Here is a 13939-nt window from a genome sequence, read left to right on the forward strand (position 1 = left end):
CGGGCCGTCCGACCCTCCACGAGGAGCCCCGCCATGACCACCACCTCCCCCCTCGGCCGCACGGCCCGTCAGCTCCGTGCGGCGGTGCTCGTCGCGGCCGTCGTCGCCGGGTCGCTGGCCCTCTCGGCCGGCCCGGCCAGCGCCTCCGGCAAGACCAGCGCGGGCGGCGACTACCGCGTGACGATCGGCAGCACGACCTACGACCCGGCCCCCGGCAAGAGCGTCAAGGTGAGCGGGATCGTCCCGACCGGCCGCATCGCGGTCCGCGGGGTGAACAACGGCTTCGACATCGACGTCGCCACCCTGGGCGTCTACGACTACACGCTGACCGGCGCGCCGGACACGCAGCGGATGGTGACGAAGCCGACCGTCGTGTTCGCCTCCAAGGTGCCGACCCTCACGCCGGCACAGCTCGCGGGCGCGACGATCAAGAGCCTCGAGGTCAAGGACGACACCCTCGTCGTGCTGTTCAGCACTGCGGGCGGCAAGTTCAAGATCCAGGCGAAGGACGGCGCGCAGGGCGGCATCTTCCAGATGGAGTCGGAGTTCGGCGCCCCCGTCGAGTTCACGCACACCCTCGGCGCCGGCCTGTTCTACTTCGTCAACCAGTACACGGGCAAGGTCAACTTCGGAGACGGCGTCGACCCCGTGACCTCGGGTGCTGATGCGCACCAGATGCTGCTCGGCAAGGACAGCCCCCAGGTCGCGACGAAGACCCTGCAGACCGGCACCGTCACGAAGTGGCTCGTCCAGTCGGGCGGTCGCCTCGGGGGAGTGCTCGGCGAGGACGCGATCGAGCTGAGCGCCGGCGCCACGAACTGCACGAGCCAGTGCCAGGCGCAGAACCAGATCCGCGGCTCGCTGCCGTTGCCGCCGCTGCCGACCGACCCGACGCCCATCGGCTGAGCCGGGTCCGTCGCACCTCGGGGGCCGAGCAGCCGCGTGCTGCTCGGCCCTCGTCCGCGTCACGGCGGGCCAGCCCTCCTCGGGGGCTGGCCCGCCGCCGCCGTCCGCGCCAGACTCGGGCCGTGAGCAGACGAGACCGGCCCGCGCGGCCGCCCCGCGGCGGTGCAGGTGCGCCCCTCTGGGTCGAGACGACGATCCACGCCCCCCTCGAGCGCGTCTGGGAGCTCACGCAGGCCCCGGAGGAACACGTCCGCTGGGACCTCCGCTTCAGCCGCATCGTGCCCGTGGCCGACCTGCCCGGCGGCGGCTGGCGCTTCCGCTACGAGCGGTCGATGCCCGGCCACGTGATCACCGGGACCGGCACCTCGCTCGGCGAGCGGGAACGACCGGACGGCACCCGCACCTCCGCCCTGCGGTTCGACACCGCCGACCGCCTGTCGCCGCTCCGTGGGGGCCGCGGCTACTGGCGCTACGTCCCGGTCGACGGCGGCGTGCGGTTCGTCACGGGCTACGACTACGAGCCCGGTCTCGGGCGAGCCGCCGACCGCCTCCTGCGGCCCGTCGTGCTGTGGATGACGGCGTGGTCGTTCGACCGGCTGCGGATCTGGGCCGAGACGGGCACGCCGCCCGAGGCGTGGCCGCTCGCGTCGGTGCTGGCGTTCTGGCGCGCGGACCGTCCGCGGGCCTCCCGCTGCGGCACGACCGCCCCGCGCCGGGGAGCCCTGGCCGACGCCCCGACGACCCTCTCGACCCTGGAGGCGCCGTGACCGCCCCGCTCGCCCGCTCCCCGCGCCCCCGTCGGACGCCGCTCTCGCGCACCGGCGGGCCGACGACCGGCTCGGTCTTCCGTGCTGCGCTCGGCGACGACTTCGACCGGCTGCACCCGCGCCTCCAGGAGCGCTTCGGGGTCTCGGTCGCGGACGGCCGCGGCTGCGTGGGCACGGGCGTCATGACGGAGGTGCGGCGCGGCCCCTGGTGGACGGTGCCCTTCCTGCAGATCGGCCGCCTGCGGAACATCCTCATCGCCGACGTCGGCCGCGACGTGCCGTTCCGCATCGAGAACTGGCCGTACGTCGACCCGTTCGGACGCGAGACGGTGACCTTCGTGCGCGAGTACCGCGCGCCGAGGCGTCGCGCGGTGAGCCGCTTCGACGCGACCATGGTGCTCGACCCGGGGCGCGGCACCGTCGTCGACTACCTCGGCACGCACCAGCACCTCGCGGTCGACCTCGACCTGCACGTCGAGGACGACGGCTCGCTGCACCTCACCTCGCACGCGCAGCGCTTCTACGAGGGGCGGGCGGCGTTCCGGTTCCCGATGCTCGCCTCGGGCACGGCCTCGCTCCGCGAGCGGTGGGACGACGACCCCGGGGTGTTCCGCATCTCGCTGGAGGTGCACAACCGGCTGTTCGGGTTCCTGTTCGGCTACGAGGGCTGGTTCACCGCCGAGTACCCGCCCGCGTCCGAGGCTCCGGACCACGTGAGGCCCCTGCGCCACGAGGAGCGCCTGTAGGCCCGGTGCGATCCGCACCTCCGGACCCGGCGCGGTGCAGCTACAGCCCGAACGCCTCGCGCAGCATCGCCAGCGCCTCGAGGTCGTCCTCGACCCCGCCGCCCTCGTGACCGTTGTACGGCCAGACGGTGATGTCCGCCTCGCCGCCGTACGCGTGGAACGCGCCGAACACCGTCGACGGCGGGCAGGTCGCGTCCATCAGCGCCGTCGAGAACAGCGCGGGCGCCGTGGCCCGCTTGGCGAAGTTGACCCCGTCGAAGTACGACAGCACCTCGTGCACCTGATCGGCGCGGTGGCGGTGCACCGCGAGGTAGCGCCCGATCTGCTTGTACGGGTCGCTGTCGGTGATGACGGAGGCGCGGCGGAAGTCGCAGAGGAACGGCACCCGCGGCACCGCGGCGACCAGCCCCTCGACGAGACCGGCGACGGCCAGCGTGATGCCGCCTCCCTGGCTGGTGCCGAGCACGGCGACGCGGTCGGCGTCGACGACGTCGAGCGACCGGGCGGCCTCGACGGCCCGGACCCCGTCCGTGTACACGCGGCGGTAGTAGTAGCTCTCGGGGCTGTCGATCCCGCGGGTCATGACGCCGTCGGCGGCCGGGCCCGAGCCCCCGGAGTCGGCGGTGTCGCCGGTGCTCCAGAGCGAGCCCTGGCCGCGGGTGTCCATCTGCAGGTGCGCGAAGCCGGCGGAGGCCCAGAACAGGTTCTGCTGGGCGTGCCCTCGGCCGCCCCCGTAGCCGACGAACTCGACGACGGTGGGCAGCAGCTCGCCCGAGGCGGCGGCGCCGGCCGGCACCCGCAGCCAGGCGCGCACGCGCTGGCCGTCGGCCCCGCGGAACGACACGTCGATCACGTCGACCGTCGTGAGCCCGGTGTCGACCGGCTCCGCCTGGACGTCGAGGTCGTGCTCGCGTGCCTCGGCGAGGGTCCGGCGCCAGAAGTCGTCGAAGTCGTCGGGCTCGGTCTGGGTGCTGCGGTACGCGCGGAGGGCCGCCTCGTCGAGGTCCGTGTTCATGCAGACATGTCTACAGGCCGCGGGGCGGCGACGGGACGAGGAGGCGCGGCTCGCCTCGGGAGCGGCGGTCGCTGCTACGAGGCGGTGGTCGCCCGACCGAACGCCGGCGCCCACCCGATCGCGGGCGCGACGTGCTCGGCCACGGTCCGCAGCAGCCGCGCGTTGTAGTCCACGCCGAGTTGGTTCGGCACCGTGAGGTGCACGGTGTCGGCCGCCTGCACGGCCGCGTCGTCGGCCAGCTGGCGGGCGATGACGTCGGGCTCGCCCACGTAGCTCTTGCCGAAGCGCGACTGGACGCCGTCGAGCATGCCGACCTGGTCCTGCGAGTCGGCCTGGGCGCGGACGCCGAAGTACCGCACGTCCTCGTCCGTCGTGATCGGGATGACGCTGCGGCTGACGGCGACGCGCGGCTCACGGGTGTGGCCGGCCGCGGCCCACGCCGCCCGGAACACCGCGATCTGCTCGGCCTGCAGCTCGTCGAACGGCACGCCGGTGTCCTCGGTGAGCAGGGTGCTGCTCATCAGGTTCATGCCCTGCTCGCCGGTCCACTGCGCGGTCGCCCGGGTGCCGGAGCCCCACCAGATGCGCTCGCCGAGACCGGGCGACCGCGGCTCGATGGCGAGCGGGCTCGACCAGCCGGTCATGCGCGGGTCGCTCTGGGCGACGGCGTCGCCGTCGATCGCCCGGCGGAACAGGTCGGTGTGGCGCCGGGCCATGTCGGCGTCGGTCTCGCCGTCCTCCGGCACGTGGCCGAACGCCTCGTAGCCGCGCAGCGACGTCTCGGGTGATCCCCGGCTCACGCCGAGCTGCAGCCGCCCGGCGCTGATGAGGTCGGCGGCGGCGGCCTGCTCGGCCATCGAGAGCGGGTTCTCGTAGCGCATGTCGATGATGCCGGTGCCGAGCTCGATGCGGCTCGTGCGCGCGGCCATGGCGGCCAGCAGCGGGAACGGGCTGGCCAGCTGCTTCGCGAAGTGGTGCACGCGGACGGAGGCGCTGTCGATGCCGATCTCCTCGGCGGCGACCGCCAGCTCGATCGACTGGACCAGCGCCTCCCGGGCGGTGGGCGTCCGGGAGCCGGGCACGTCCTGGTAGTGGCCGAACGAGAGGAACCCGATGCGCTTCGTCATGTTCGATGCCAACGCATGCACCGCCTCCCGCATTCCGCCAGCGATCGACCGAGTTCACAGGTGACGGGACGAGGACGCGCCGCTAGCGTGGGACAGGTGGAGAACCGCTTCCGGATCGACGGCGACGACCTCGGGGTCGACCTGCGCGCCTCCTCGGTGACCATGGGCTCGGACGGGGTGGTCGACGCGACCATCGTCGCGGCCCGGGTGCCCGAGGTGGCCGACTGGTCGGACGACGCCCCGCGGCTCGAGTTCCGCGACGTGCCCCTCAAGTTCGACGGCGCCAGCTTCGGCGTCACGGTGGACGACGACCTTCTCGACGAGCACGAGATCTCGTTCTGGCTCGGGGAGTCGCTCGACGTGCACGGCCAGCTCAGCCTGGCGGCGGGGGAGCGGCTGCGCTTCGTGGGCACGACCCACGTGGCGGGCGAGCCCAAGGCGTGGCGCGTGGACGTGTCGATCCGGTTCGGGTCGCCCGGTCGCAGCGCGGCCGTCTGACGTCCGTGCCGCACCAGGCGCCAGGCGCCAGGAACCGGGCACGCGGCGCTGCGTCCGACGTCGGGCGCCTAGCGCGCCGCGATCTCGACCACGGGCAGGTGCCGCCGCACGCGCATCTGCAGCGTGAGCTGGCCCCGCCGGGCGAGCACGAGCGCGGTCACGCCGGCGACGACCGCGGGCACGCCGCCGGAGACCACCATGGCCGTGGGCGTGCCGAGCAGCTCGACGATCCCGCCCATCAGCGGGCCGCCGACGGCCTGCCCGCCGAGCAGCACGAGCACGTAGAGCGACATCACCCGGCCCCGGATGCCGATGTTGCTCGACAGCTGCACTAGCTGGTTCGCCGACGTGAGGAACAGCAGCGACGCCAGCCCGACCGAGACGAGCACCAGGGCGAACGGCACGACGCCGGCGGCGCCGCCGACGACTCCGGCGCCCGCCTGCAGCAGGCCGGTCACGAGCAGGCCCACGACGAGGGTGCGCAACCGGATCGTGGCCCGCCGGGTCGACAGCAGCGCGCCCGTGAGTGCGCCCACGGCGATCATCGAGTTGAAGAGCCCGTAGCCGCCGGCGCCCACGTCGAAGACCTCGTCGGCGTACGACGCGAGCAGCACGGGCATCGTCAGGCCGAACACGGCGTAGGACGCGACGAGCACGACCGGCACGAGGATGGTCGGCTTCGCCCGGGCGTACGCGAGGCCCTCGCGCAGCTGGCCGCGCGACCGGGGAGCCGGTGCGGTGCGGGTCATCTGGGAGGTGCGGAGCAGGCCGAGCATGCCGACCACGAGCAGGCAGGCGGCGCCGTTCACGGCGAAGGCCCACCCGGCGCCGACCGCGAGCAGCAGCACGCCGCTGACCGCGGGGCCGATCATGCCGCCGAGCTGGAACACGCTCGAGTTGACGCTGATCGCGTTCCGGAGGTGGCGCTGGCCGACGAGCTCGCTCACGATCACCTGGCGGGCCGGGTTGTCGACCACGGTCACCAGGCCGGTCGCGAAGGCGATGGCGAAGACGTGCCAGGCCTCGACGACGCCGGTCAGGGTCAGCACGGCGAGCCCGATGCTCAGCACCGCGAAGACGCTCTGGGTGACGACCATCAGCGCCCGCTTCGAGAACCGGTCGACGAGCACGCCGCCGAGCAGGCCGAAGAAGAGCATCGGCGCGAACTGCATCGCCACCGTGACGCCGACGGCCGTCGCGCTGCCGGTCAGCTCGAGCACGAGCCAGTCCTGGGCGATGCGCTGCATCCAGCCGGCGGTCATGGCCACGAAGTTGCCGACCGTCCAGAGCCGGAAGTTCGGCACGCTGAGCGCGATGAAGGTGTGCCGCCACGGCGGGCGCTGCGTCGCGACGGGCAGCGGGGCGGTGGAGGGGAAGGAGGCGGCGGGGTCGACGACGGGGGTGCTTGCGGTGGACGGTGAGGACATCGGCGTTCCTGCGATGGTGGGCGGCCCGGGGCGGTCGCGGCCGCCGGGGGAGGGGGCGAGGGGCCTCGCGGTGGTGAGCCGCGCCTCCTCGTCCCTCGACGGTAAGGCCGCCGACGTCATTCGGACCCCCTATGGTGTGAATCACTGTCATGCGATGATCGAATGACTCGACAGGAGGAGGTCTCACCGTGTTCGACCCTGCCCTGCTGACGACGTTCCTCGCCGTGGCGGAGACGCGCAGCTTCACGGCCGCGGGTCTCCGTCTCGGCATCAGCCAGCCGACGGTGAGCCAGCACGTCGGCCGGCTCGAGAAGGCGGCGGGCCGCACCCTCGTGGTGCGGGACACCCGTGACGTGCGCCTCACCGACGACGGCGACGCGATGGCCGGCTTCGCCCGCACGATCCTCGCGGCGCACTCCGCGGCCGAGAGCTGGTTCAGCGGCTCGGCGATGCGCGGCCGCCTGCGCTTCGGTGCCGCGGACGACCTCGCCATCACGCAGCTGCCGCGCATCCTCCGGCACTTCCGGCAGCTGCACCCCGACGTCGACCTCGAGCTGACGGTGAACCAGAGCGGTCCCCTGCGACGCCGTCTCGCCTCCGGGCACCTCGACCTCATCTTCGTGAAGCAGACGGCGGGGGAGTCCGACGAGGGCCGCCGGGTCGCCGGCGACACGATGGTCTGGATCGGGCAGGAGAAGCTGCAGGTCGAGCCCGGCCGGCCGGTGCCGCTGATCGCCTACCAGGCGCCGAGCCTCAGCCGTCAGCTCGCGATCGGCGCCCTCGAGGCGAGCGGGCGCACCTGGCGCATCACCTGCAACACGCGCGACGTGAACGGCGTGCTCGCGGCGGTGCGGGCGGGCATGGGAGTCGCCGTGTTCCCGTTCTCGCTCATCCCCACCGACCTCGTCAAGGTCAGCGACCGCTTCTCGCTGCCGGCCCTCGGCGACGTCGACTACGTGCTCGTCGCCAACCCCGCCGCGCCGCGCGAGCCGGTCGAGGCGCTCACCTCCGCGATCATGAGCCGGGGCGTCCGCCGCGCCGTCTGACCTCCCCTCGGCCGGGTCGGACCCGTCGAGGAGGCGCGGGCGAGCAGGATGGACCACATGAGCACCCGACGCACCCGCCACGCCCGCACCGCCTCCGTCCGCCGCACGGCGCTCCTCCTCGCGGCCGCCTGCGGCGTCTCCGGCGTGCTCCACCTGGTGCGCCCGAGCGCCTACGACGCGGTCGTGCCGCGCAGCATGCCCGGCCCGGCCCGCCTGTGGACCACGAGCTCCGGCGTCGCCGAGGTCGTCGTCGCCGGCGCCCTGCTCTCGACGACGACGCGACGGGCGGGCGGCGCCCTCGCGGCCGCGCTCTTCGTCGCCGTGTTCCCGGCGAACGTGTCGATGGCCCTGCGGGCGCTCCGGAGCAGCCGCGCCGGGACGGCCCGGCGGGTCGTCACCGTCGTCCGTCTGCCGCTCCAGGTGCCGCTCGTGGCGAGCGCGCTCGCCGTGCGCCGCGCCTCCTAGCCGACCCGACGGCGCGGCCGCCGCGCGTCCCCGTGGGCGTCGCCGCGCCTCCTGCCCGGCGTCCTCCCCGCCCCGGCCCGGTACCGTGGACGATCGGCCCGCGAGCCGACCACCGCACGACAGCCGCACGACGACCGCCGAGGGGAGGCGCCGCATGACCACGATCGACCTCAACGCCGACCTCGGCGAGGGCTTCGGACGCTGGACGCTCGGCGACGACGACGCCCTGCTCGACGTCGTGACGAGCGCGAACGTCGCCTGCGGGTTCCACGCGGGCGACCCGGCCGGCCTGCTGCGCGTCGTCGACGCGGCCCACCGTCGCGGGGTCGTCGTCGGGGCGCACGTCTCGTACCGCGACCTCGTCGGCTTCGGCCGCCGCTACGTCGAGGCCTCGCACGACGAGCTCGTCGCGGACGTCGTCTGGCAGATCGGCGCACTGACCGGGCTGTCCCGCGCGGTCGGCGGGGCCGTCCGCTACGTCAAGCCGCACGGCGCCCTCTACTCGGTCGTCGCGGACGCCGACGGCCGCGGCGCCGTCCACGCGGGCGCCGTGATCGAGGCGGTCCTGCGGGTCGACCCGTCCCTGCCCGTCGTCGGGCTCGCCGGCTCCGCGTTCCTCCGCCGTGCCGAGCAGGAGGGCCTCCACGTCGTCGCCGAGGCCTTCGCCGACCGCGCCTACGACGCGACCGGCGCGCTCGTGCCCCGCAGCCGACCCGGGGCCGTGCTTCACGACGCCGACGAGGTCCGCGACCGCGTCCTCCAGCTGGTCGAGACCGGCACGGTGCGCTCCGTCGACGGTGCCGTCGTCGAGCTGCGGGCCGACACGGTCTGCGTGCACGGCGACAGCCCGGACGCCGTGGCGATCGCGGTCGGGGTGCGCAGCGCCCTCGAGGAGGCAGGGGTCGGCCTCCGCCCGTTCGTCACCGTCCCGCAGGCGGCCGGCACCCCCGCGACGCCCTCGTCCTCGTCGACGCCGCTCGACCCCGGGACGACCGCCCGGTGACCGGCCACGAGGTCGATCTCGGGGCCGCGCTCGCGCACCTCCGGGTGCTGCCGCTCGGCACGGACGGCGTGCTGATCGAGACCGACGGGCTCGACGAGTCGCTGGCCCTCTTCGGCGCCCTGCTCGCGCAGCCCGTGGCGGGCATCCTCGACGTCGTGCCGGCCGCACGGAGCGTCGCGGTGCGGTTCCTCCCCACGCTGCTGCCCATCGCCTCGCTGATGAGCGTCCTGCGGTCGCTGCCGACGTCGCGGGACGCCGCGACCGAGGGGCGGCTCGTCGAGATCCCCGTCGTCTACGACGGCGAGGACCTGGCCGAGGTCGCCCGGCTGAGCGGCCTCAGCGTCGACGAGGTCGTCGACCGGCACGCCGGTGCCACGTACACCGTCGCCTTCACGGGCTTCGCGCCGGGCTTCGCCTACCTCACGGGCGGCGACCCGTCCCTCGCCGTCCCTCGCCGCGCGACGCCCCGCACCTCGGTGCCCGCGGGGGCGGTCGCCATGGCGGGGGAGTTCACCGGGGTCTACCCCCGCGAGAGCCCCGGCGGCTGGCAGCTGCTCGGGCGCACCGACGTCGCCCTCTGGGACCTCGCCGAGCGCGTCCCGGCGCTGCTGCAGCCGGGGATGCGCGTCCGCTTCGTCGACGTCACGGAGCGTCCCCCCGCAGTCGAGGAGGCGGCGAGCCCGGAGTCCGGGAGCCCCTCGCCCATGGAGTCCGGCTCCGCGCTCCCGCCGGCCGAGCCGATGTCCGACGCGCCTGCGCCCGCCGTGCCTGCGCCCGTCGACCGCCCGCGCCCCGACCGTGCGCTCGTCGTCACGGCGCCTGGCCCCTTCAGCATCCTCGAGGACCTAGGGCGGCCCGGCCGCTCGGGCCTCGGCGTCTCGCGCTCGGGCGCGATGGACCACCGTGCGCTCCGCGAGGCCAACCGCCTGGTCGGCGCGGCGACGGGCTCGGCCGCGCTCGAGCTGGCCTACGGCGGGCTGGAGGCCACGGCGCGCGGCGACCTCGTGCTCGCCGTGGCGGGCGCGCCCGTCCCGCTGACGGTGCACGGCGCGGGCGGCGTCCGCCACGCCGTCCCGGGGGCCGCGTTCGCGCTCGACGACGGCGAGGTGCTCGTCGTGGGGGCGCCTCCTCGGGGCGTCTACTCGTACCTCGCCGTCCGCGGCGGCTGGGAGGTCGAGAGCGTGCTGGACAGCGCCTCCGGCGACGTGCTCGCCCGCATCGGACCCGGGAGGCTGGCCGCCGGCGACGAGCTCGCCGTCGGACGTGCTTGGTCCGAGAGCGTCGCCGCGGCGGCCCACGACGCCCAGCGCTCCGTGTCCGCGCCGGACGAGGTCACCCTGCTCGACGTCGTGCTCGGCCCGCGCGACGACTGGTTCACCGCCGAGGCGCTCGAGCGCCTCACAGGCCAGCGGTTCACCGTCACGGCGCAGTCGAACCGGATCGGGCTCCGCCTGGCGGGTGAGCACCCGCTCGAGCGTGCGGTCGAGCACGAGCTGCCGAGCGAGGCGACCGTCTCGGGCGCCCTGCAGGTGCCGCCCGACGGCCAGCCCGTCCTCTTCATGGCCGACCACCCGGTCACGGGCGGCTACCCGGTCGTCGCGTGCGTCGTCGGCGACCAGCTCGACCGTGCCGCACAGGTGCCCGTCGGGGCGAGCGTGCGGTTCCGCGTCGTGCCCGGGCCCGACCTCGGCGCGGGTCGACGCGGCGGTCGCCGCGACGCGCGGGTCGACGAGCGCGCCGCGGACGAGCGGGGGGTCGAGCAGTGAGGAAGCTCCTGATCGCCGAGCGCGGGCTCGTGGCGGTGCGCGTCGCGAGGGCCGCCGCCGACCTCGACCTGCCCTCCGTCGCGGTGTTCGCGCCCGACGACGTCGACGCGCTGCACGTGCACGCCGCCGACGAGGCCTGGGTGCTCGACGAGCTGCCCGGCACCGACGCCTACCGCGACATGCAGGCGCTCCTCGACGTCGCCGAGCGAAGCGGCGCGGACGCCGTGCACCCCGGCTGCGGGCCCCTGAGCGAGAACGCCGAGTTCGCGCGGCGCGTGCTCGCCGCGGGCCTCACCTGGGTCGGGCCCGACCCCGAGACGATGGAGCTGCTCGGCGACAAGGTGTCGGCCCGTGCCCTCGCCGACTCGGTCGGCGCGCCCCTCGTCGTCGGCACCTCCGAGCCCATCGCGTCGGCGGACGAGGCGGTCGCGTTCGCCCAGCGGCACGGGCTGCCGATCGCGCTCAAGGCGGCCCACGGAGGCGGCGGCCTGGGGCTGCGCGTCGCCCGCCGGCTCGACGAGGTCGCCGACCTGCTCGACTCCGCCGTGCGCGAGTCGGCTGCCGTCTTCGGCCGCGGAGAGGTCTTCGTCGAGCAGTACCTCGACCGGCCGCGCCACGTCGAGGCCCAGCTGCTGGGCGACGGCGAGGGACGGGTCGTGGTGGTCGGCACCCGCGAGTGCTCGGTGCAGCGCCGGCACCAGAAGCTCGTCGGCGAGGCACCGGCGCCGCACCTGACCGACGAGCAGCTCGAGGTCGTCACCTCCACCTCCGTCGCGCTCGGCTCGGCCGTCTCGTACCGCGGCGCCGGCACCGTCGAGTTCCTCGTGTCGCGGGCAGGCCAGGTCTCGTTCCTCGAGGTGGGCACCGCCCTGCCGCTCGAGCACGTCGCCACCGAGCAGGCCACGGGCGTCGACCTGGTGCGGCAGCAGCTGCTGGTGGCGGGCGGGCTGGGGCTCGACCTCGCCGACGTTCCCGAGAGCCGCGGCCACACGATCTCGTTCCGCGTCACGGCGGAGGACGCCGGTCGCGGGTTCCTGCCGGCACCTGCTCCGGTGGCCCGCCTCGAGCTGCCGGGCGGACCGGGCGTCCGGGTCGACTCGGGCGTCGTCGCGGGCTCGGCCGTCCCCGCGGGCCGCGACCCGCTCCTCCTCAGCGTCGTCGTGACGGGCCGGGACCGCGCGGCGGCCCTGAGCCGCGCGCGGCGCGCCCTGGACGGCCTCGTCGTCGAGGGGCCGGCGACGACCGTGCGCTTCCACCGCCTCCTCGTCGACGACCCGGCCTTCACGGGCGTCGTCGCGGATGCTGAGACGGGGGCCGACGGCGGGGGAGCGGGCGGCGACGAACCGTCCGTGCACACTCGCTGGATCGAGACCGAGTGCGAGTGGCTCGACGAGCTGGCGACCGCGACGCCGGAGGCGGCGGCCGGCCCGGGGTCCCTCCGCACGTGGGTCGTCGTCGACGGGCGTCGCGTGCCTCTCGTGCTCCCGCTCACCGACGTCGTCGGCTCGTCCGACGGCGCGCTCGGGGCCGACGCGCTCGTCGCCGGCATCGCCGCCGCGACGATCGAGGTCGATGTGCCCGGACAGGCCGGACGGGGCTCCTCGGCGTCGTAAGCTGAGAGTGCGCCCAGAGTCGCGCGCCCTCCTCGCCGCCCTACTCCTCGGGAGCCACCATGACCACCCCCGTGTCCACCGACTCGCGCCGCCCCGGCGTGGCCGGTGCCCTCGACCGCTACTTCGAGATCACCGGCCGCGGCTCGAGCTGGGCCCGCGAGATCCGCGGCGGCGTCGTCACCTTCGTGACGATGGCCTACATCGTGATCCTCAACCCGCTGATCCTCGGCGGCTTCAGCGAGGACCAGGCCGCGAAGGACGTCCTCGGCGGCTGGCTGCAGAACAGCCAGGTCGGCGCGGTCACGGCCCTCACCGCGGGCGTCATGACCATCCTCTTCGGGACGGTCGCCCGCCTCCCGTTCGCCTTCGCGGCGGGCCTCGGCATCAACTCGTTCCTCGCGGTCACGGTCGTGCAGGACGTGACCTGGCCCGAGGCGATGGGCCTCGTCGTCATCAACGGCCTCGTCATCACGATCCTGGCCGTCACGGGCCTCCGCAGCATGATCTTCAGCGCGGTGCCTGCGGCCCTCAAGACCGCGATCACGGTCGGCATCGGCCTCTTCATCGCGTTCATCGGCCTCGTCGACTCGGGCTTCGTCCGCACGAGCGGCAATGCGTCGCCGCCGGTGCAGCTCGGCGACGGCGGGTCGATCAGCACCCTGCCGACCATCACCTTCGTCATCGGCCTCGTCGTCATCGGCGTGCTCATGGCCCGTCGCGTCCGCGGCGCGATCTTCATCGGGATCGTCGCCTCGACGGTCATCGCGATCGTCCTGCAAGCGATCTTCCAGGTGCCCACCTCGAACGGCCAGAACCTCGACGACTGGAACCTCAACGCGCCGGTCCTGCCGACGCAGATCGTCGCCCTGCCCGACCTGTCGCTGATCGGCGACGTCAGCCTCGGCGCCTTCGCGCGCATCGGCTGGCTGTCGGCCGTCATGCTCGTCTTCACCCTCGTCTTCACGAACTTCTTCGACGCCATGGGCACGATGACCGGCCTCGCGAAGGCCGCCGACGTCGCCGCGCCCGACGGCACGTTCCCCCGTCTGAAGTCGGCGCTCGTCGTCGAGGGCATCGGCGCGGTCGCCGGCGGCGCGACGAGCTCGTCGTCGAACACCGTCTTCGTCGAGTCGGCCTCCGGCATCGGCGAGGGCGCCCGCACCGGCTTCGCCTCGGTCGTCACCGGGCTGCTCTTCATCCTCGCCATGTTCTTCACGCCGCTGACCCAGGTCGTGCCGCTCGAGGTCGCCGCCGCGGCGCTCGTCATCGTCGGCGCGCTGATGGTCTCGCAGATCAAGGACATCGACTGGACCGACTTCAGCGTCGCCCTGCCCGTGTTCCTCACGATCATCGTCATGCCGCTGACCTACTCGATCGCCAACGGCATCGGGGTCGGCTTCGTCACGTGGGTGATCGTCCGCGCCTTCTCGGGCAAGGCACGGGAGATCAGCCCGCTGCTGTGGATCGTCGCGGTCGGGTTCCTGGTCTACTTCGTCCGCGGCCCGATCGAGACCCTGATCGGCTGATCCTCCGCGCGACACCTCGAAGTGGACGAGGCAC

13 protein-coding genes are annotated in these 13939 nt (G+C 74.3%); 10 read left to right on the forward strand and 3 right to left on the reverse strand.

Going from position 1 to position 13939, the window contains the following annotated elements:
- Positions 1–33 precede the first annotated feature (33 nt).
- From IFT77_RS00595 to IFT77_RS00605, 3 genes are all read left to right on the forward strand, one after another.
- Positions 34–906 carry a hypothetical protein gene (locus IFT77_RS00595; RefSeq protein WP_192168993.1) on the forward strand — a complete coding sequence of 291 codons (873 nt, stop codon included), beginning with the start codon at positions 34–36 and terminating at the stop codon, positions 904–906.
- Positions 907–1028: 122 nt separating this feature from the next.
- Positions 1029–1673, forward strand: coding sequence for an SRPBCC family protein (locus IFT77_RS00600; protein WP_192041555.1), 645 nt, complete (start codon positions 1029–1031; stop codon positions 1671–1673).
- Positions 1670–2419, forward strand: a complete 750-nt coding sequence (locus IFT77_RS00605) for a DUF4166 domain-containing protein (RefSeq protein ID WP_192168994.1) — start codon at positions 1670–1672, stop codon at positions 2417–2419. Before IFT77_RS00600 ends, IFT77_RS00605 begins: the two co-directional genes overlap by 4 nt.
- 40 nt (positions 2420–2459) lie before the next feature.
- On the opposite strand, the gene IFT77_RS00610 is transcribed toward IFT77_RS00605, so the two are convergent.
- Both IFT77_RS00610 and IFT77_RS00615 read right to left on the reverse strand, forming a co-directional pair.
- A complete protein-coding gene (locus IFT77_RS00610; RefSeq protein WP_192041557.1) occupies positions 2460–3434 on the reverse strand; it encodes an acetylxylan esterase in 975 nt (324 codons plus the stop codon).
- A gap of 74 nt (positions 3435–3508) precedes the next feature.
- Positions 3509–4561 (reverse strand): LLM class flavin-dependent oxidoreductase, encoded by a 1053-nt coding sequence (locus IFT77_RS00615; RefSeq protein WP_192041558.1) that lies wholly within the window; start codon positions 4559–4561, stop codon positions 3509–3511.
- A gap of 96 nt (positions 4562–4657) precedes the next feature.
- Here IFT77_RS00615 and IFT77_RS00620 point away from each other — a divergent pair, with 96 nt between their 5' ends.
- Positions 4658–5059 carry a hypothetical protein gene (locus tag IFT77_RS00620; RefSeq protein WP_146901276.1) on the forward strand — a complete coding sequence of 134 codons (402 nt, stop codon included), beginning with the start codon at positions 4658–4660 and terminating at the stop codon, positions 5057–5059.
- 68 nt (positions 5060–5127) lie between these two features.
- Here the strand turns inward: IFT77_RS00620 and IFT77_RS00625 are convergent, their stop codons facing one another.
- On the reverse strand, positions 5128–6486 hold the full coding sequence (locus IFT77_RS00625; protein ID WP_192168995.1) for an MFS transporter: 1359 nt from the start codon (positions 6484–6486) through the stop codon (positions 5128–5130).
- 188 nt (positions 6487–6674) lie between these two features.
- Here IFT77_RS00625 and IFT77_RS00630 point away from each other — a divergent pair, with 188 nt between their 5' ends.
- The 6 genes from IFT77_RS00630 (at position 6675) to IFT77_RS00655 (ending at position 13905) form a co-directional block, all read left to right on the forward strand.
- Positions 6675–7532 (forward strand): LysR substrate-binding domain-containing protein, encoded by an 858-nt coding sequence (locus tag IFT77_RS00630; RefSeq protein WP_192041560.1) that lies wholly within the window; start codon positions 6675–6677, stop codon positions 7530–7532.
- A gap of 57 nt (positions 7533–7589) precedes the next feature.
- Complete coding sequence (locus IFT77_RS00635; RefSeq protein ID WP_166644730.1) at positions 7590–7997, forward strand: hypothetical protein; 408 nt, start codon at positions 7590–7592, stop codon at positions 7995–7997.
- Positions 7998–8151: 154 nt separating this feature from the next.
- Positions 8152–9000 (forward strand): LamB/YcsF family protein, encoded by an 849-nt coding sequence (locus tag IFT77_RS00640; protein ID WP_192168996.1) that lies wholly within the window; start codon positions 8152–8154, stop codon positions 8998–9000.
- Positions 8997–10766: a 5-oxoprolinase subunit PxpB gene (gene pxpB, locus IFT77_RS00645; RefSeq protein WP_192168997.1), complete on the forward strand. Its 1770-nt coding sequence runs from the start codon at positions 8997–8999 to the stop codon at positions 10764–10766. The genes IFT77_RS00640 and pxpB overlap by 4 nt, the downstream gene beginning before the upstream one ends.
- Positions 10763–12379, forward strand: coding sequence for a biotin carboxylase N-terminal domain-containing protein (locus tag IFT77_RS00650; protein ID WP_192168998.1), 1617 nt, complete (start codon positions 10763–10765; stop codon positions 12377–12379). The genes pxpB and IFT77_RS00650 overlap by 4 nt, the downstream gene beginning before the upstream one ends.
- Positions 12380–12438: 59 nt before the next feature.
- Complete coding sequence (locus IFT77_RS00655) at positions 12439–13905, forward strand: NCS2 family permease (RefSeq protein ID WP_192168999.1); 1467 nt, start codon at positions 12439–12441, stop codon at positions 13903–13905.
- Positions 13906–13939: the final 34 nt, after the last annotated feature.

Origin of the sequence: Frigoribacterium sp. CFBP 13729 (genome assembly GCF_014841875.1) — a bacterium.
GTDB lineage: Bacteria > Actinomycetota > Actinomycetes > Actinomycetales > Microbacteriaceae > Frigoribacterium.